Raw genomic sequence first — 18,605 nt, forward strand, 5'->3', positions numbered from 1 at the left:
TTTAATGAAGAACGCCACCCTGGTAGGTGGCGTTCTTCTGTATCTGGTTGCGGGAGCCGGATTTGAACCGACGACCTTCGGGTTATGAGCCCGACGAGCTACCAGACTGCTCCATCCCGCGTCAGTGGGGCGCATTCTACAGCCTGGCCGCAGGCTGTCAAGCCTTGAAGCAGAAAAAATGCAGTTCATTCAATTATTTACTCTCGTTGTAGCGCAGCGTTCAACCCGTGCGCGCTGTACGTAGTGGCCTGTTACTGTATATTTGTTCACTGGTTCCAACGAGCACTGGCCATGGCGCAACGCAAGATCATCCACATCGACTGTGACTGTTTTTACGCAGCCATCGAAATGCGCGATGACCCGGCTCTGCGCGGCAAGCCCATGGCCGTGGGTGGTTCGGCCGAGCGCAGGGGAGTGATCGCTACCTGCAATTATGAAGCGCGAGCCTTTGGCGTGCGCTCGGCGATGGCCTCTGCCCATGCCTTGAAGCTGTGCCCTGACCTGATCATAGTCAAGCCGCGCTTCGAGGCTTACAGAGAGGCCTCGGCCAGCATCCATCAGATATTCCGTGAGTACACCGATCTCATCGAGCCGTTGTCGCTCGACGAGGCCTATCTGGATGTTTCGCAATGCGATCACTTCGGCGGCAGCGCCACACGCATTGCCCAGGACATCCGCCGCAAGGTGGCGCAAAGCCTGGGGATTACCGTTTCAGCGGGCGTTGCACCCAACAAGTTTCTCGCCAAGATTGCCAGCGACTGGCGCAAGCCCGATGGGCTATTTGTGGTGACGCCCGACCAACTGGAGGCGTTCGTGGCACAGTTGCCGGTCGCACGCCTTCATGGCGTGGGAAAGGTCACGGCGCAAAAACTTGAGCGGCTTGGTGTCGAGTTCTGCTGGCAATTGCGCCAATGGCAGCGCCTGGCGCTGGTCCGCGAGTTCGGCAGCTTCGGCGAACGGCTGTAGTAACCTGGCCCACGGCATCGATGAGCGGCCCGTGCAGAATGACAGCCGCCGCCAGTCGGTGAGTGTCGAGCACACCTATGATCAGGACCTGCCGAAGCTGGAAGACTGCCTGGCTCAGTTGCCTGCCCTGATGGCAACCCTGGAGGAGCGTCTGAAGCGGCTGGACAGCAGTTACCGGCCAGTAAAACCATTTGTGAAGGTCAAGTTCCATGACTTTACCCAGACCACGCTGGAGCAGGCGGGGGCTGCACGGGACCTGGCCAGCTATCAGCTGTTGCTGGCTCAAGCATTTGCGCGTGGCGGCAAGCCTGTGCGGTTGCTGGGCATCGGTGCGCGACTGGACGACCTGCGCGGCCGCCACGAGCAGTTGGAGCTGTTTCAGCGTTGATGCTTGAGGGCGGCCAGGTATTCGCGTTGCAGTTCCGGGTCGTTGCGGGTCAGCTCGATCAGGCTCTGTTCAAGCTCTTCGGCTTCCTGAGGTAGCCCCAGCTGGCGCAGGCGTTTGCTGCGCTGTACCCATTGCGCCACGCTGTCGTCTTCAAGGTCATCGTAGATCAGTGAGCGCGCTTCGGCGAGCCGCCCGCGCAATCCATGAGCCAGCGGCAGCCATGCATCCGCCTGCGCATGGTCGTCCTCATCCTTGGCGTTGAAACCCAGGCGAGTGATGCGGTTCAGGTCCTGGTCAGCGAAGGGGCTGTCGAGCAGGTCGATACGCAAGTAGCCCTTGGCGTCAGTGTCCAGGGGGTAGAGCTTGGGCCCCGCCGTGACCTCAACGGTGCGGTTCGCCCAAGGGCTGTTGACCGTCTCTTCACGCTGGCCAGTTTGCGTGCGCTCGACACTTGCCAGGTTCTGCTCGGCGCGGCCATTGGCCGGCGCATTCATGAACGGGTTGATCCCGGCCACGCCATAGCTGATCCAGCCGTGGGTCATGCTGCCAGGCAGGTGCCCCAGTGCAAAGACGTTCGCCACGTTGGCGCCAACACCTGCTACCAGCGCCACCGCACCCAGCGGAATTTCGTAGACCTCGCGCCAGGGCTGGTAGGGGGTGTAGCGATCGTAGCGGCGTGTCACCAGCCAATCAGTAACCTGATAGCGGTGAACCTCGCTCACGCGGATACGCCGGCGTGGCTGTTCGAGGTCAGTGGGCTCGCCGACGTCTATTCGCAGGTCATGCGACAGCAGGGTGCGCTCGACGCCTGCCTCCTGGTCGCTGCGTTGGGGCAGGTGATTGGCGCAGCCAGCGAGCACCAGGGCGCAACCGAGGGTTACGCCCTGCCGGGTGATGGGAGAGGTCATAGGAAGCCGAGCGATCAGTGCTTGACCCGCGCCTTGACGAAGGCCAGGGCATCGTTTGCGTCGATGCTCTGTGCCTCGCTTTGCGTGCGGTGCTTGTACTCCAGCTTGCCCTCGGCCAGGCTGCGGTCACTGACGACGATGCGGTGCGGGATACCGATCAGCTCCATGTCGGCGAACTTGATGCCGGGGCTGGTTTTCTTGTCGCGGTCATCAAGCAGTACATCGAAACCGGCAGCCGTCAGCTCGGCATAGAGCTTGTCGGTGGCTTCACGAACCTGTTCGGTCTCGTAGCGCAGCGGCACCAGTGCAATCTGGAAAGGCGCCAGGGTGTCGTTCCAGATGATGCCGTTGGCGTCGTGGTTCTGCTCGATAGCAGCGGCGACCACACGGGAAACACCGATACCGTAGCAGCCCATGGCCAAAGTGACCGGCTTGCCGTTCTCGCCCAGCACCTGGCACTTGAGCGCCTCGCTGTACTTGGTGCCGAGCTGGAAGATATGGCCGACTTCGATACCGCGCTTGATCACCAGGGTGCCCTTGCCATCCGGGCTTGGGTCGCCCTCCACCACATTGCGCAGGTCGGCCACTTCCGGTAGCGGCAGGTCGCGCTCCCAGTTCACGCCGAAGTAGTGCTTGTCGTCGATGTTCGCGCCTACGGCGAAGTCGCTCATCATGGCCACCGAGCGGTCGATCACTACCGGCAGCGGCATGTTCAGCGGGCCCAGCGAGCCAGGGCCAGCGCCTACGATCGCGCGAATCTCGGCTTCGGTTGCCATTACCAGCGGTTCGGCGACCTGAGGCAGCTTGGTCGCCTTGATCTCGTTGAGTTCGTGGTCGCCACGTACCACCAGCACCACCAGCTTGCCTTCTTCGGCGGCGCGGACGATCAGCGTCTTGACCGTGCGCTCGATCGGCAGGCCGTGATTTTCAACCAGTGCGGCGATGGTCTTGGTGTCTGGCGTATCGACCAGATGCATCTGCTCGGAGGCAGCGGCGCGCTCGGTCTCCCGAGGGATCGCCTCGGCCTTTTCGATATTGGCGGCGTAGTCGGAGGTGTCGCTGAAGATCACATCGTCTTCACCGGAGCTGGCCAGCACGTGGAATTCATGGGAGCCGGCACCGCCGATCGAGCCGTTATCGGCCTCGACGGGGCGGAAGTCCAGGCCCAGGCGGGTGAACACGTTGCAGTAGGCCTTGTGCATGCGGTCGTAGGTCTGCTGCAGGGAGGCCTGGTCTGCATGGAAGGAGTAGGCGTCCTTCATGATGAACTCACGGCCGCGCATCAAGCCGAAGCGCGGGCGGATTTCGTCGCGGAATTTGGTCTGGATCTGGTACAGGTTCAGTGGCAGCTGCTTGTAGCTGGCCAGTTCGTTGCGCGCCAGGTCGGTGATCACTTCTTCGTGGGTGGGGCCCACGCAGAATTCACGGTCGTGCCGGTCGCGCACGCGCAGCAGCTCGGGGCCATATTGCTCCCAGCGGCCAGACTCCTGCCACAGCTCGGCGGGCTGAATGGCGGGCATGAGCACTTCCAGGGCACCGGCGGCGTTCATTTCCTCGCGCACGATCGCCTCGACCTTGCGCATCACGCGCAGGCCCATCGGCAGCCAGGTGTACAGGCCCGAGGCAAGCTTGCGGATCATGCCGGCGCGCAGCATCAGCTGGTGGCTGATGACCACTGCATCGGACGGGGTTTCTTTGAGCGTGGCGAGCAGGTATTGACTAGTGCGCATGGTAAGCCAGTGTCTTTGCTGGATTTTGTCGGAAGCCGGCATTGTACGGCGCGAGGGCGGTAACGTACACCCAAAGAAAAGCCCGGCGCAGGGCCGGGCTTTCGATACAACGGGCTTGCGCCTGGATTACAGGATCGAGATCGGGTAATCGACGATCAGGCGGAACTCGTTGATGTCGCCGTCGGCCTGGGCGGTGTTGCCACGGTGCCAGGCTTGGCGGATGCGGAAGGACAGATCCTTGGCCGCGCCGCTCTGGACAACGTATTTGGCTTCCAGGTCGGTTTCGTGGTGTTTGCCACCATCGCCATAGCCATAGCCACGGTACGGGCTGTCGGCAGCCATCTTGGTGCCGTCGATGCCGTCGCCGCGCAGGTAGCGGGTCATGAAGCTCAGGCCCGGTACGCCGTAAGAGGCCATGTTCAGCTCATATTGCAGCTTCCAGGACTTCTCGCCCGGGCCGTTGAAGTCGGAATACTGAACCGAGTTGGCCAGGAAGATCGAAGTCGCCGCCCTTGTTCGAGCCCAGGCTGCCAGGCTTGCCGCCGACACCGATGTAGTCGAACGGGGTGTCGCCGTTAACCTTCTGGAAGGCCAGGGTTACGGTGTGCGCGGTCAGGAACGAATAGGCAGCTGCCAGAGAGAAGGTGTTGTTGTCGATCGTGCCGGCTTTGGCGCTGCCTTCGTCGGTGGTGCGGTAGTAGTTGAAGTCGAAGGCCAGGGACTGGTCGCTCGCCAACGGCAGAACGTAGTTCACGTTACCGTAGTATTGGTTCCAGATGTCTTCGAGCTTGGAGGCGTACAGGCCAACGGTCAGTTGATCGTTGATCGCGTAGCGGCCACCGAGGTAGTCGATCGAGTTGGCGGTAACGCCGGCATAGTTCGCGTACAGCTCGCCGTCACGCGCAGTGGTGTTGTAGCTGGTGCCGGAGTAGAAGTGGCCGGCTTCCAGGTCGAGGCCTTTGAGCTCGCTGCTCATCAGGCTGAAACCGCTCGCGGTTTGCGGTACCAGGCGGCTGCCGCCGACGGCGAAGACCGGGCTGGTGCTCGGCGACTGGTCGCCGATCTTCAGCATGGTGTTGGAAACGCGCAGTTTCAGCGCGGCGCCGGCCTTGCCGAACGAGGTGTTGTTGTCGGTGCTGCCGTCAGAGCCGCGATCCAGGGTCAGGTTACCCGAGCCTGCATAGCGGTCTGCGGCCCCACAGCTTCACGCCGCCATAGGCGAACGCATCGACGCCGACACCCACGGTGCCTTGGGTGAAACCGGAGCTGAAAGTGCCCTGAACGCCCTGGGTCCAGTCGCGGCTGTCACCACCGCCGTTCTTGCCATCGCGGTTCCAGTAGTAGTTACGCAGCAGTACGTTGAGGCTGCTGTCTTCAACGAAGCCTTTCGAGTCGGCCTGGCTGGTAACGAACGGCGCGGCGATTGCCAGTTGCGAGGTTGCAGCGGTAACAGCTACTGCGATTGCGCTCCACTTCATCACTCTCATCGTGACTTGCTCCTTTGGTTTTCAGGAAGATTGCCGCCGGCCATTGGTTTTTTTGCTGGCCAGCTCTTCTTTTTCTGGTGTACAGGCGCTTGCCATGTACTTCTTTTGCTTGCGATGGCCGGGGAAGCTCTGGTCGGCTTCTTGATTCCGTTGTCGGCCCGGTACCGGTTGTATCTCCAAACTACCTGCCGCGCGGTACTAGCTGCGGGCGCTGATAGAACCTTTAGCAACAAGCGTGCTCAACTGTGCCACCTCATCACGCTTTTTTCACTTTTTCGCGCCCTCGTCAAAAGCCCGATAACTCGGGGCTTTGGCTGGGTTGCGAAATAAAACTTGCTCGAAGTGTGGGCGCCGTGCATGCCTGAGGAGAACTCTACAAACGTTACCGCTGTACGGTTACCGCGTTCCCTTTTGGGCAGGTGACGTGCACCAAATCGTACTTGCCGACCTGAAATGGTGCGAAAAGTAGCACTGGGTCAGAGGCTAGCCGAGCTTGCTACTTTGGCAAGTCCTCTCGTGGTACGTCTGCCTTGCGGGTGTGCGGTTGGGAAGTCGAGGCAAGCACGCTATTCTTGGCAGCTTGACTGTGTAGAAGGTAACGCCCTGTGTTCTCACTCGATCCTCGCCTGCAAAACGACACCCTTCATCTGGGCGATCTGCCGCTGTGCCGCCTGCTGCTGAGCAACGACAGCCAGTACCCCTGGTTCATCCTGGTGCCCCGCGTGGCAGGCGTCAGCGAGGTGTTCGACCTCAGCGCTGCCGACCAGCAGGCGTTGTGGAACGAAAGCAGCTGGCTGGGCGAAGTGGTCAAGGCTGCGTTCGCCGCACGCAAGGTCAATATCGCAACCCTCGGTAATGTAGTCAGCCAGTTGCACATGCATGTCATCGCGCGTTTTGCCGAAGATCCGGCATGGCCGGGCCCGGTCTGGGGCAAGTTGCCTGCCAGGCCTTATGCGCCCGAGGAGGTCGAGCAATTGTGCGAGCGCCTGAAAGCACAAGCCGATGGCCGCATCGAATGGGTGCAGGCATGAGCGGGGAACTGGAAACGAGGGTGATGGAGCTGGAAACTCGTGTGGCTTTTCAGGACGACACACTGGCTGAGCTCAACGAGGTACTGGTGGAACAGAGCCGGGTAGTGGACCACCTGCGCCGGCAGATGGCGGAGTTGATCAAGCGCTTCGATGACGTGGCTGGGCAGATGCCGGGGGCGGCAGGGAGGATGCGCCGCCGCCTCATTATTGAGGCAGCGGCGCAAATGGTTCAGCGGCGTGGCGCCAGGGAGGGAACCACGTCTTCGGCCTGAAGGCCTTTGTCACGCGTCATTACCGAGAACTCCACGCGCTGGCCTTCCACGAGTACGCGATGGCCTTCGCCACGGATGGCGCGAAAGTGCACGAAGATGTCATCGCCCGAGTCGCGGGAAATAAACCCGAAGCCCTTCGAGGTGTTGAACCACTTGACGGTGCCGGTATCGCGGCGCGCTGGGTCGTAGTTGGCAGGCGCCACAGCGGCCTGCGGCTTCTTGGGCAGGCTGGCGAGGCCCTGCAGGATCACGGCCATGGCGGTGGCTGCAAGGCTCAGCAGCACGGCTGGCTGGCCGGCGACCAAGGGCAGGGGAGCCAGCAGCACCAGGGCCTGGAGAACCACTGCGGCGACCAGCAACGCACTGACGAACGCCTGCAGGTGCTGGCGTGGGGTTTTTTTCCATACCGGCACGATTGGGGCGATCAGCAGGTTGGCAAGGCCGACGAACGCCAGATAGAGCGCGTCGGGCTGTTCCAGCCAGGGCAGGGCCTGTGGGTGAAAGCTGGGCAGGCAGGAAAGCACCAGCGCTGCTGCGCCTGCCAGGATGTGGACGATTTTCAACATGGTGTTGGACTCATTTTCAGGATCACGAAAGAAGAACGGGCACCGGCAGGGTGGTCAGGAGAGGGGTGACTCGAAAGAAACCTGGAGGGGCCCGCGTAGCGGCTGCCCAGGGAAAGCCAGGCGAGCGCGCGGGCGTTATTTAACCGCAAAGCCTGTGCGCACTCAAACCCGCTGAGCGGAGTGTCGAATCCAGAAGAATTTCAGGCTGTTACCAAGAGCGCCTATAGCAGCCATAGATGCAACCTGGCTGCGCAGGGCAACATCACTTGTTACAGTATGTGGGTGTGTCACTTACCGTAATGAGGGAAACATTCATGGCTATCGATATCGGTATCAGCGAGCAGGATCGCAAGGAAATCGTCGACGGGCTGTCGCGCCTGCTGTCGGACACCTATGTGCTTTACCTGAAAACCCACAACTTCCACTGGAACGTCAGCGGCCCGATGTTCCGCACTCTGCACCTGATGTTCGAGGAGCAGTACAACGAGCTGGCGCTGGCGGTAGACTCCATCGCCGAGCGCATCCGCGCGCTGGGCCACCCGGCGCCAGGCAACTACGCTACCTACGCGCGCCTTTCCACCATCAAGGATGAAGAGAGCGTTCCTGCCGCAGAGGCCATGATCCGCCAACTGGTGGATGGCCAGGAAGCCGTTGTGCGCACCGCACGCAGTATCTTCCCTGTCGTGGAAAAAGCCAGCGATGAGCCGACCGCCGACCTGTTGACTCAGCGCATGCAAACCCACGAGAAAACCGCCTGGATGCTTCGCGCGCTGCTCGAAGGCTGATCCTGCCATGGCCGCGCGGCGCCTCCTGCGCGGTCAGTTTCCCGCAATATCGCGCGAACCTTCCTACGCCTTTCGTTGCCTCCAGGCCATCACGCGCACAGGTGCTCCAGCGCTTCCATAGCTTGCGCTGCGGCAGCCTCGCTGCGGCATTGGCCAACGGACCATGGAAGGTGATTCGATGTCACAGCAACCGCATTCGGCGCAGGAGCGCCAACGTCGCTGCCTGTATGCGCGCGATCCATTCATCGCACAATTCGACATGGACCTTGCGATACCACAGTCGCGCTCGGTCCGCCTCAATGGCTTCGCCACGTGCCTTCGGCTGGAGCGGGTCTACTGGAAGATCCTCGAACGTATCGCCGGCGACAACGCTTGTTCGGTAAGCAGCATTCTTTCGTATCTGGACCGCGAGGTGCACCTGCGCTACGGCGGGGTGAAGAATTTCAGCGGCCTGGTGCGGGTAGTGTGCGTGGCCTATCAGGCACGCCATGGTGGCTGAGCGGGCTGCACAGCGGCCATTTACCGGATATACTCCCGCTCTTTGCCACCCTTGCGCGCAGGCGCAATGCACCGAGCCGAGACACCGGGAAATGCCGCTCTACAACTATCAATGCGATGGCTGTGGCCATCATCTGGAAGCGCTTCAGAAGATCAGCGAGCCGGCCTTGGTCGAGTGCCCGGCCTGCAACGCGCAAAGCTTGCGCAAGCAAGTGGCCAACGCCGGCTTTCGCCTGAGCGGCAACGGCTGGTACGAAACCGATTTCAAGACCGGTTCGAAGAAGAACCTGGCCGGCGAAAAGGCCGACTGATTTGCCCGGGCCTCACAGGCCCGCCACACTGCCCGCAGGCGGGCATGCCCGAACACCGAATGACTGGAAGTGAATAGACCATCATGATGCGCAGCCATTATTGCGGCCAACTGAACGAAAGCCTGGACGGCCAGGAAATCACCCTTTGCGGTTGGGTCCACCGCCGCCGTGACCACGGCGGGGTGATCTTCCTCGACATCCGCGACCGTGAAGGCATGGCCCAGGTGGTGTTCGACCCCGATCGCGCCGACACCTTCGCCACTGCCGACCGTGTGCGCAGCGAGTATGTGGTGAAGGTCACCGGCAAGGTGCGCCTGCGCCCGGCCGGCGCGGTCAACCCGAACATGGCCTCTGGTGGCATCGAGGTGCTGGGTTACGAGCTGACCGTGCTCAACGAAGCCGAAACTCCGCCGTTCCCATTGAACGAATACTCCGACGTCGGCGAGGAAACCCGCCTGCGCTATCGCTTCATCGACCTGCGCCGCCCGGAGATGGCCGACAAGCTGCGACTGCGTTCGAGCATCACCAGCAGCATTCGCCGCTACCTGGACGAAAACGGCTTCCTGGATGTGGAAACCCCCATCCTGACCCGTGCCACCCCTGAAGGTGCTCGCGATTATCTGGTGCCCAGCCGTACACACCCCGGCAGCTTCTTCGCCCTGCCGCAGTCGCCGCAACTGTTCAAGCAGCTGCTGATGGTCGCCGGCTTCGACCGCTACTACCAGATCGCCAAGTGCTTCCGCGACGAAGACCTGCGTGCCGATCGCCAGCCTGAATTCACCCAGATCGACATCGAGACCAGCTTCCTCGAAGAAAGCGACATCATGGGCCTGACCGAGGGCATGATCCGCAAGCTGTTCAAGGAAGTGCTGGGCGTCGAGTTCGGCGAGTTCCCCCACATGACCTACGCCGAGGCCATGCGCCGCTACGGTTCCGACAAGCCCGACCTGCGTATCCCGCTGGAGCTGGTCGATGTAGAGGATCAACTCAAGGCGGTCGACTTCAAGGTGTTCAGCGGCCCGGCCAACGACCCCAAATGCCGTGTGGCGGCCTTGCGCGTGCCGGGCGGTGCAAGCATGCCGCGCAGCAAGATCGACGAGTACACCAAGTTCGTCGGCATCTATGGTGCCAAGGGCCTGGCCTACATCAAGGTCAACGAGCGCGCCAAGGGTGTAGAAGGCCTGCAATCGCCGATCGTCAAGAACATTCCCGAGGCCAGCCTCGACACCATCCTCGATCGCGTGGGCGCGGTCGACGGTGACATCGTGTTCTTCGGCGCCGACAAGGCCAAGGTCGTCAGCGAAGCCCTGGGCGCACTGCGGATCCGCCTGGGCCACGATCTGGAGTTGCTGACCCAGCAGTGGGCGCCGATGTGGGTCGTCGACTTCCCGATGTTCGAAGAAGACGACGAAGGCCATTTCGCTGCCTTGCACCACCCCTTCACCGCGCCCAAGTGCTCTCCGGCGGAGCTTGAGGCCAACCCGGGCACGGCACTTTCGCGCGCTTACGACATGGTGCTCAACGGCACCGAGCTGGGCGGCGGTTCGATCCGTATTCACCGCAAGGAAATGCAGCAGGCGGTGTTCCGCATCCTCGGCATCGAGGCGGCCGAACAGGAAGAGAAGTTCGGCTTCCTGCTCGACGCTCTGAAGTTCGGCGCCCCACCTCATGGTGGCCTGGCCTTCGGCCTTGACCGCCTGGTGATGCTGATGACCGGTGCTCAGTCGATCCGCGAAGTGATCGCTTTCCCGAAAACCCAGAGTGCCGCCGACGTCATGACCCAGGCGCCGGGTGCGGTCGATGCCAAGGCGCTGCGCGAGCTGCACATTCGCCTGCGCGAGCAAGCCAAGGCCGAGTAAGGTCACAGGGCGCGGCGGGCCATCGCCCGCCGCGCCTTGTCATTCAAAGCAATAGATTCGGAGTCGATATGGCCGGTCATTCCAAATGGGCCAACATCAAGCACCGCAAGGAACGGCAGGATGCCAAGCGCGGGAAGGTCTTCACCAAGTGGATTCGTGAACTGACCGTCGCTGCCAAGCAAGGAGGCGGGGACCCGGCCTCCAACCCGCGCTTGCGCCTGGCACTCGACAAGGCACTGGGCGCGAACATGAGCCGGGACATCATTGACCGTGCCGTGGCCCGCGGGGCTGGTACCAACGACAGCGAAAACGTCGAGGAACTCAGCTACGAAGGTTATGGTGCCGGTGGTGTGGCGATCATGGTCGAGGCCATGACCGACAACCGCAATCGCACCGCCGCCGCAGTGCGGCATGCGTTCAGCAAGTGCGGCGGCAACCTGGGCACCGATGGTTCTGTGGCCTACCTGTTCGAACGCAAGGGCCAGTTGAGCTTTGCGCCAGGCGTTGATGAAGACGCGTTGATGGAGGCTGCGCTGGAGGCGGGCGCTGATGATGTCGTCGGTAACGACGACGGTTCTGCGGAAGTCTTCACATCCTTCGCCGACTTCTACGCCGTGCGTACAGCGCTTGAAACTGCCGGTTACAAGGCTACCGACGCGGAAATCATCATGCAGCCCAGCACCAGTGCCGAGCTCGATGAAGAGACCGCCGAGAAGGTCGTGAAGCTGATCGACATGCTCGAGGACCTGGACGACGTGCAGAACGTCTATTCCAACGCCTCGATTTCCGACGAGATCATGGAAAAGCTCGGCTGAGCCGATGTTTTCCAGGGCCGGGGCCGGTCACCGCAACGTGGTGGCCGGCCCTTTTGCCATTCAGGACTGCTGCATGACCCTCATACTTGGCATCGACCCTGGCTCGCGTATCACCGGTTACGGTGTGGTCCATGATCTTGGCCCTGGGCGTGGATGTGCCTACGTCGCCTCCGGTTGCATTCGAACCGGCAGCGGCGAGTTGCCTGAGCGCCTGCAGATCGTGTTTCGCGGTGTCGGCGAAGTGATTCGCCTGCATGGCCCGGTCACCATGGGGATCGAGCGGGTGTTCATGGCGCGCAATCCCGATTCGGCGCTCAAGCTGGGCCAGGCGCGCGGCGCGGCTATCGTCGCGGCAGCCGAGGCGGGCCTGGAGGTGGCAGAATATTCTGCCACCCAGGTCAAGCAGGCAGTCACCGGCACCGGCGGCGCCAACAAGGAACAGGTGCAACTGATGGTCATGCACCTGCTGGGTTTGACGCAAAAGCCGCAGATCGATGCCTCGGATGCCCTGGCCATCGCGTTGTGTCATGCTCACACCCGCTCAAGCCTGGTGCCTCATGGCCTGAGCAGCGCGCGGCGGCGGGGCGGCCGCCTGCGTTTGTAACGATCAATCATTCAATGGCAGAGCCCTGGCGCTGCCTGGCAGGAATATCTTGTGATAGGACGCTTGCGTGGCACTCTGGCGGAGAAGCAGCCGCCGCATCTGATCATCGACATCGGCGGGCTGGGCTACGAGCTCGAAGTGCCGATGACGACTTTGTATCGGTTACCTGCGGTTGGGCAGCCGGTGACACTGCACACGCATCTGGTCGTTCGCGAGGATGCACATCTGCTCTACGGTTTTTTCGAAAAGCGCGAGCGCGAGCTGTTCCGGGAATTGATTCGCCTGAACGGCGTGGGGCCGAAACTGGCGCTTACTCTGATGTCAGGTTTCGAGGCCGATGAGTTGGTGAAGGTGGTTCAGGCTCAGGACAGCTCTGCGCTGGTGAAGGTGCCGGGGGTGGGCAAGAAGACCGCCGAGCGCCTGCTGGTCGAGCTCAAGGATCGCTTCAAGGCCTGGCAGACCAGCCCGGCGATGTTCGAATTGGTGCCCCACGAAGCGGCAGCGCCTGCCGAGGTTCCGCAGGCATCCGCAGAGGCTGACGCGGTCAGCGCACTGATTTCGCTGGGTTACCGGCCACAAGAGGCGAGCAAGGCGATCAGCGCTATCAAGGAGAAGGGCCTGGCCAGTGAAGAGCTGATTCGCCGCGCCCTGAAGGGGATGATCTAGTGATCGATGCTGACCGCCTCATCTCCGCAACTGGCGGGCGCGACCGTGAAGAGCAGCACGACCGCGCCATCCGCCCGCTGCGCCTTGCCGAATACATTGGCCAGCCAGTGGTGCGCGACCAGATGGAGCTGTTCATCGAGGCGGCACGTTCGCGAGGCGAGTCGCTTGACCACACCTTGATCTTCGGTCCGCCGGGCCTCGGCAAGACAACCCTGGCCAACATCATCGCCGAGGAAATGGGTGTGTCGATCAAGAGCACGTCCGGCCCGGTGCTGGAGCGGCCAGGCGACCTCGCAGCCATGCTGACCAACCTGGAGCCGCATGACGTGCTGTTCATCGACGAGATTCACCGGCTGTCGCCGATCGTCGAAGAGGTGCTTTACCCGGCCATGGAAGACTTCCAGCTCGACATCATGATTGGCGAAGGCCCTGCCGCGCGTTCGATCAAGCTCGACCTGCCGCCATTCACGCTGGTGGGGGCGACCACTCGTGCCGGGATGCTGACCAACCCGTTGCGGGACCGCTTCGGGATCGTGCAGCGGTTGGAGTTCTACAACAGCGCCGACCTGTCGACCATCGTGTCTCGTTCCGGGGGCATCCTGGGCCTGGAGATCGACGAAGGCGGCGCATTCGAAATCGCTCGCCGCGCCCGCGGTACACCACGGATCGCCAACCGCCTGCTGCGCCGGGTGCGCGATTACGCGCAGGTGCGCGGCAGGGGGCACATCGACAAGCCGGTAGCTGACCTTGCGCTGAATCTGCTCGATGTCGATGAGCGCGGTTTCGACCACCAGGACAGGCGCCTGCTGCTGACGATGATCGAGAAGTTCGACGGTGGCCCGGTGGGCCTGGACAACCTGTCGGCAGCCATCGGCGAGGAGCGGCACACGATCGAAGACGTGCTTGAGCCGTATCTCATTCAGCAGGGCTACATTATGCGCACCCCACGTGGCCGAGTGGTCACTCGCCATGCCTACCTGCATTTCGGCCTGAATACGCCCTCCAGCCTGGGCGAATTGCCAGCGCCCGGCGAATGAACGAAAAATCATGCTACACAATGATTTATTCAGCCTTTTTACGGTCCTAGGTGCACAGCGCGGCTTTCGCGTGGGTTTTAGGCAAAAACAGTTGCCTGGCTGGATTGGCAACCCGAGGAGTAACCACTAGAGTATGCGCGCGCAAGATGGGGCAGGGCCGTACGCCATTCGCTGTCGCGTTTATTACGAAGACACCGATGCCGGTGGCGTCGTCTATTACGTCAATTACCTCAAGTTCATGGAGCGGGCGCGCACCGAACGGTTGCGTGCCCTCGGGTTCGTTCAGTCCTCGTTGGCCGGGCAGAACCTGTTGTTCGTCGTTCACAGCAGCGAAGCGCGCTACCTTGCGCCCGCGCGGCTGGATGACGAGCTCTCGGTGAGCGCCGAGGTAGTCGAGCTTGGCCGCGCCAAGGTGCGTTTCCGTCAGCAGGTGCTGCGGGTCGCCGATGGCGCGCTATTGTGCGAAGGGCATGTCGTCGTGGCTTGTGTGCGCGCGGACACTTTCAAACCCCAGGCCATGCCTGTCGCGTTGCGAACTGCGTTCGCCGCCGATGGCCTGGGCTTACAGTAAAACAGCAGGAGAACTCGCGTGGAAGCGAACGCCGTCGACCATACCTCCATGTGGAGCCTGGTCAGCAATGCCAGTCTCGTCGTGCAATTGGTGATGCTGATCCTGGTGGCCGCCTCGGTCACCTCGTGGATCATCATCTTCCAGCGCAGCAACATGATCCGTGCCGGGCGCCGCGCGCTGGAGACCTTCGAAGAACGTTTCTGGTCGGGCATCGACCTGTCCAAGCTCTATCGCCAGGCCGGCAGCAACCCTGACCCGGACTCGGGGGTCGAGCAGATCTTCCGTGCAGGCTTCAAGGAATTCTCTCGCCTGCGCCAGCAACCGGGCGTCGACCCTGATGCAGTGATGGAAGGCGTGGCCCGGGCCATGCGCGTGGCCATTTCACGGGAGGAAGAGAAACTCGAGCAGACCCTGCCGTTCCTGGCCACTGTCGGCTCCACCAGCCCGTACGTTGGCCTGTTCGGTACCGTGTGGGGGATCATGAACTCCTTCCGTGGCCTGGCCAGTGCACAGCAAGCCACCCTGGCGACCGTAGCGCCCGGCATCGCCGAGGCCCTGATCGCCACTGCCATCGGCCTGTTCGCGGCAATCCCTGCGGTGATCGCCTATAACCGGTTCGCCGCTCGCAGTGAAACCCTGATCGGCCGCTATTACACTTTCGCGGACGAATTCCAGGCCATCCTGCACCGCAAGGTGCACACCAGCGAAGAATGAGCAGGTAATTAGCAATGGCTCGAGTCCGGCAAAAACGCAAGCCGGTAGCGGAAATGAACGTAGTGCCCTACATCGATGTGATGCTGGTGCTGCTGGTCATCTTCATGGTTACCGCACCGATGATCCAACAGGGCGTGAAGGTTGACCTGCCCAAGGTCTCCAGCCAGGCCCTGCCGCAGGATAACAACTTCCAGATCCTGACCATCTCGATCAAGGCCGACAAAACCTACTATTGGAACGTCGGCACTGAAGTCGATACCAAGACCCAGACCGATCGCGCCCAGACTCTGGACCAGATGGCCCAGGCCGCTGGCGCGATCATTCGCCAGGGTACCCAGAACGGCAAGAAGACTCAGGTGTTCATCCGCGCCGACAAGGCCGTCGACTACGGCTCGGTCATGGGTGCGATGGGTGGGCTGCAGAAGGCCGGTATCGACAACGTCGGCCTGATCACCGAGGCGCCGTAATGCGACAGCGTGAGCCCTCCAGCTCGGAAAGCTACTTCTGGCCCAGTTTCTGGGCCATCGTGCTGCACGTCATCATTTTCGGCGCGCTGTTCGTAAGCTTTGCGTTCGCGCCTGAGCTGCCCCGAGCAAGCCGGTGGTGCAGGCGACCCTTTATCAGCTCAAGTCCAAGAGCGCTGCCACCACCCAGACCAATCAGAAGATCGCAGGCGAAGCCAAACGCACTGCTGCCAAGCAAACTGAAATCGACCAGATGGAGCAGAAAAAGGTCGAACAGGAGCAGCAGGCCGAAGCGGAACAAAAGAAAGCCGATGCGGCTCAAAAAGCCGAACAGGCCAGGCAGGCTGATGAAGCCAAAAAGGCTGCTGCCGCCGCTGCAGACGCCAAGAAGGCCGCAGACGCCAAGGCCGCTGCCGACACTGCCAAGGCTGCTGAAGCCAAGAAGATAGAAGAGGCAGCGATCAAGAAGAAGGCTGACGACGAGGCCAAGAAGCAGGCCGAGGAGGACGCCAAGAAGGCTGCCGACGACGCCAAGAAGCAGGCTGCAGAAGACGCGAAGAAGAAAGCGGCCGAGGACGCCAAGAAAAAGGCTGCCGAGGACGCGAAGAAGAAAGCCGCCGACGACGCCAAAAAGGCTGCTGCTGCTGATGCTGCGAAGAAAGCTCAGGACAAGGCACGCAAGGCTCAGGAAGACAAGAAGGCTCAGGCTCTGGCCGACCTGTTGTCCGACAAGACCGAGCGCCAGCAGACCCTGGCCGATGAGCACAGCGATGACAGCGTAGCGGGCAACTTCGACGATCTGATTCGCTCGCGCGCTGCAGATAACTGGAACCGGCCGCCATCGGCTCGCAAAGGCATGGCGGTGCAAGTACGGATCAACATGTTGCCTGACGGCACTATCAGTAACGTGCAGGTGGCAAAATCGAGCGGTGACGCTACGTATGACGCCTCTGCCGTGGCTGCGGTGAAGAACATCGGCAAGCTGACCGAAATGCAGGGGTTGAGCTCTCAGGACTTCGCCCCCTACCGTAACTTCATTATGACCTTCACACCCGAGGACCTTGCGCTGTGAGAACTCTTCTACGAGGCCTGCTCGTCATGCTCTGCTTCACCGCAGGGCTGGCCACCGCAGATGAAAAGAACATCGTGGTCAGCAGTGGTACAGACCGCGCCACTCCGATCGCCGTGGTGCCCTTCGGCATGCAGGGTGGGTCGGTGCTGCCCGAGGACATGGCCGACATCATTGGCAACGACCTGCGCAACTCCGGTTACTACGCGCCGATCCCACGCCAGAACATGATCAGCCAGCCTACCCAGCCGGCCGATATCATTTATCGCGATTGGCAGGCGCTGGGCGCTCGCTACGTGATGATCGGCAGCATCGCCCCGAGCGGCGGCCGGCTGCAGGTCACCTACGGCCTGTACGACACTACCTCGCAGCAGCAGGTACTGACCGGAAGCGTTTCCGGCGGCACCGACCAGTTGCGCGACATGGCGCACTTCATCGCCGACCAGTCGTTCGAGAAGCTCACCGGCGTGAAGGGCGCGTTCTCCACGCGCATCCTCTATGTGACTGCCGAGCAATTCTCTCCTGGTAACACCCGCTACACCCTGCAGCGCTCCGATTACGACGGCGCCCGCGCGGTGACCCTGCTGCAATCGCGCGAGCCGATTCTCTCGCCGCGTTACGCAGCAGACGGCAAGCGCATCGCCTACGTTTCGTTCGAGCAACGCAAGCCGCGTATCTTCATCCAGTATGTCGACACCGGCCGACGTGAAATGATGACCAACTTCGAAGGGCTCAACGGCGCCCCGGCGTTTTCGCCCGACGGCAGCAAGCTGGCGTTTGTGTTGTCCAAGGACGGCAACCCCGAGATCTACGTGATGGACCTGGGCAGCCGCAACATCACCCGCGTGACCAACAGCCCGGCCATCGACACCGAGCCGACCTGGGGTAAGGACGGCCGCACCATCTATTTCACTTCGGATCGCGGTGGCAAGCCACAGATCTACAAAACCACCGTCGGTTCGGGTAATGCAGAACGTGTAACGTTCGTCGGCAACTACAATGCTGCGCCGAAACTTTCGGCTGACGAAAAGACTCTGGTAATGATCCATCGCCAGGACGGCTTTACCAACTTCAAGGTCGCTTCTCAGGACCTGGAGCGCGGGAACGTCAAGATTCTCACTGATTCAAGTCTTGATGAGTCCCCTACTGTTGCGCCCAATGGCACCATGGTAATCTACGCCACCCGCTCGCAGGGGCGGGGCGTCTTGATGCTTGTGTCCTTGAACGGACGCGTCAGGATTCCACTTCCAACCGCGCAAGGCGAAGTAAGAGAACCTTCCTGGTCCCCTTTCCTGAACTGACGCGGCGCAAGACGTTTTACTTAACACACTGGGGTTCATTAGGAGTTTCACAATGGAAATGCTGAAGTTTGGTAAGTTCGCTGCTCTGGCACTGGCCATGGCCGTAGCTGTAGGTTGCTCCTCCAAAGGTGGCGACGACGCTGGCGCTGGCGCTGGTGGTGCTGTTGATCCGAACGCTGGCTACGGTGCAAACACCGGTGCCGTCGACGGCAGCATGAGCGAAGAAGCCGCTCTGCGCGCTATCACCACCTTCTACTTCGAGTACGACAGCTCCGACCTGAAGCCGGAAGCCATGCGCGCTCTGGACGTACACGCCAAGGACCTGAAAGCCAACGGCGCCCACGTCGTTCTGGAAGGCAACACCGACGAGCGCGGTACCCGCGAGTACAACATGGCTCTGGGCGAGCGTCGTGCCAAGGCCGTTCAGCGCTACCTGGTTCTGCAGGGCGTTTCCCCTGCTCAGCTGGAGCTGGTTTCCTGACGGTGAAGAGCGTCCGGTTGCCACCGGCCACGACGAGCAGTCCTGGGCTCAAAACCGTCGCGTCGAACTGCGTAAGTAATTC

The 18,605-nt window shown here is 61.6% G+C and carries 16 protein-coding genes, 1 tRNA gene and 6 pseudogenes; 17 read left to right on the forward strand and 6 right to left on the reverse strand.

Annotated features, from left to right (window positions below; translation table 11 throughout):
• Positions 1–44: 44 nt before the first annotated feature.
• Positions 45–121, reverse strand: a tRNA-Met gene (locus tag LN139_RS03475).
• Positions 122–291: 170 nt separating this feature from the next.
• Here LN139_RS03475 and dinB point away from each other — a divergent pair.
• Positions 292–1,354: pseudogene (dinB, locus tag LN139_RS03480) on the forward strand (DNA polymerase IV).
• Here dinB and LN139_RS03485 read toward each other — a convergent pair.
• The 3 genes and pseudogenes from LN139_RS03485 to LN139_RS03495 form a co-directional block, all read right to left on the reverse strand.
• A complete protein-coding gene (locus tag LN139_RS03485) occupies positions 1,345–2,262 on the reverse strand; it encodes a hypothetical protein (RefSeq protein ID WP_236358716.1) in 918 nt (305 codons plus the stop codon). The pseudogene dinB and the gene LN139_RS03485 overlap by 10 nt on opposite strands.
• 14 nt (positions 2,263–2,276) lie before the next feature.
• Positions 2,277–3,992 carry a proline--tRNA ligase gene (locus LN139_RS03490; RefSeq protein ID WP_236358719.1) on the reverse strand — a complete coding sequence of 572 codons (1,716 nt, stop codon included), beginning with the start codon at positions 3,990–3,992 and terminating at the stop codon, positions 2,277–2,279.
• Positions 3,993–4,118: 126 nt separating this feature from the next.
• Positions 4,119–5,479 (reverse strand): annotated as a pseudogene (locus tag LN139_RS03495) (OprD family porin).
• Between the two features lie 605 nt (positions 5,480–6,084).
• Here LN139_RS03495 and LN139_RS03500 point away from each other — a divergent pair.
• A complete protein-coding gene (locus tag LN139_RS03500) occupies positions 6,085–6,510 on the forward strand; it encodes an HIT domain-containing protein (protein WP_236358721.1) in 426 nt (141 codons plus the stop codon).
• Positions 6,507–6,721, forward strand: a pseudogene (locus tag LN139_RS03505) (SlyX family protein). The gene LN139_RS03500 and the pseudogene LN139_RS03505 overlap by 4 nt, the downstream one beginning before the upstream one ends.
• A gap of 18 nt (positions 6,722–6,739) precedes the next feature.
• Here the strand turns inward: LN139_RS03505 and LN139_RS03510 are convergent.
• Both LN139_RS03510 and LN139_RS25080 read right to left on the reverse strand, forming a co-directional pair.
• Positions 6,740–6,985 (reverse strand): cold shock domain-containing protein, encoded by a 246-nt coding sequence (locus tag LN139_RS03510; RefSeq protein WP_236360251.1) that lies wholly within the window; start codon positions 6,983–6,985, stop codon positions 6,740–6,742.
• 48 nt (positions 6,986–7,033) lie between these two features.
• Positions 7,034–7,348 (reverse strand): annotated as a pseudogene (locus LN139_RS25080) (cold shock domain-containing protein membrane protein); the annotation flags it as partial.
• Positions 7,349–7,662: 314 nt separating this feature from the next.
• Here LN139_RS25080 and LN139_RS03515 point away from each other — a divergent pair.
• The 14 genes and pseudogenes from LN139_RS03515 (at position 7,663) to pal (ending at position 18,602) form a co-directional block, all read left to right on the forward strand.
• Positions 7,663–8,133 (forward strand): Dps family protein, encoded by a 471-nt coding sequence (locus LN139_RS03515; protein ID WP_236358722.1) that lies wholly within the window; start codon positions 7,663–7,665, stop codon positions 8,131–8,133.
• Positions 8,134–8,311: 178 nt separating this feature from the next.
• Positions 8,312–8,632 (forward strand): ribbon-helix-helix domain-containing protein, encoded by a 321-nt coding sequence (locus LN139_RS03520; RefSeq protein WP_236358725.1) that lies wholly within the window; start codon positions 8,312–8,314, stop codon positions 8,630–8,632.
• Positions 8,633–8,723: 91 nt separating this feature from the next.
• On the forward strand, positions 8,724–8,942 hold the full coding sequence (locus LN139_RS03525; protein ID WP_236358726.1) for an FmdB family zinc ribbon protein: 219 nt from the start codon (positions 8,724–8,726) through the stop codon (positions 8,940–8,942).
• A gap of 83 nt (positions 8,943–9,025) precedes the next feature.
• The gene (gene aspS / locus LN139_RS03530) at positions 9,026–10,801 is read left to right on the forward strand and encodes an aspartate--tRNA ligase (RefSeq protein ID WP_236358728.1); all 1,776 of its coding nucleotides are present in this window, start codon (positions 9,026–9,028) and stop codon (positions 10,799–10,801) included.
• A 68-nt stretch (positions 10,802–10,869) separates the two neighbouring features.
• The gene (locus LN139_RS03535; protein WP_236358730.1) at positions 10,870–11,616 is read left to right on the forward strand and encodes a YebC/PmpR family DNA-binding transcriptional regulator; all 747 of its coding nucleotides are present in this window, start codon (positions 10,870–10,872) and stop codon (positions 11,614–11,616) included.
• A gap of 73 nt (positions 11,617–11,689) precedes the next feature.
• Entirely contained in the window at positions 11,690–12,220 is a 531-nt protein-coding gene (ruvC, locus tag LN139_RS03540; protein WP_236358732.1) for a crossover junction endodeoxyribonuclease RuvC, read from the forward strand.
• A 51-nt stretch (positions 12,221–12,271) separates the two neighbouring features.
• Positions 12,272–12,886, forward strand: coding sequence for a Holliday junction branch migration protein RuvA (ruvA, locus tag LN139_RS03545; protein WP_236358733.1), 615 nt, complete (start codon positions 12,272–12,274; stop codon positions 12,884–12,886).
• Positions 12,886–13,923 carry a Holliday junction branch migration DNA helicase RuvB gene (gene ruvB, locus LN139_RS03550; RefSeq protein WP_236358735.1) on the forward strand — a complete coding sequence of 346 codons (1,038 nt, stop codon included), beginning with the start codon at positions 12,886–12,888 and terminating at the stop codon, positions 13,921–13,923. The genes ruvA and ruvB overlap by 1 nt, the downstream gene beginning before the upstream one ends.
• Positions 13,924–14,056: 133 nt before the next feature.
• Positions 14,057–14,494, forward strand: a complete 438-nt coding sequence (gene ybgC, locus LN139_RS03555; RefSeq protein WP_236358737.1) for a tol-pal system-associated acyl-CoA thioesterase — start codon at positions 14,057–14,059, stop codon at positions 14,492–14,494.
• An 18-nt stretch (positions 14,495–14,512) separates the two neighbouring features.
• Entirely contained in the window at positions 14,513–15,208 is a 696-nt protein-coding gene (tolQ, locus tag LN139_RS03560) for a protein TolQ (protein ID WP_236358739.1), read from the forward strand.
• Between the two features lie 14 nt (positions 15,209–15,222).
• A complete protein-coding gene (tolR, locus tag LN139_RS03565) occupies positions 15,223–15,675 on the forward strand; it encodes a protein TolR (protein ID WP_236358741.1) in 453 nt (150 codons plus the stop codon).
• Positions 15,675–16,744 (forward strand): annotated as a pseudogene (tolA, locus tag LN139_RS03570) (cell envelope integrity protein TolA). Before tolR ends, tolA begins: the two are co-directional and overlap by 1 nt.
• Positions 16,741–18,042 (forward strand): Tol-Pal system beta propeller repeat protein TolB, encoded by a 1,302-nt coding sequence (gene tolB / locus LN139_RS03575; RefSeq protein ID WP_442964376.1) that lies wholly within the window; start codon positions 16,741–16,743, stop codon positions 18,040–18,042. The pseudogene tolA and the gene tolB overlap by 4 nt, the downstream one beginning before the upstream one ends.
• A 52-nt stretch (positions 18,043–18,094) precedes the next feature.
• Positions 18,095–18,602: pseudogene (pal, locus tag LN139_RS03580) on the forward strand (peptidoglycan-associated lipoprotein Pal).
• Positions 18,603–18,605: the final 3 nt, after the last annotated feature.

The sequence above is a fragment of the Pseudomonas sp. KNUC1026 genome (assembly GCF_021650705.1).
Lineage (GTDB): Bacteria > Pseudomonadota > Gammaproteobacteria > Pseudomonadales > Pseudomonadaceae > Aquipseudomonas.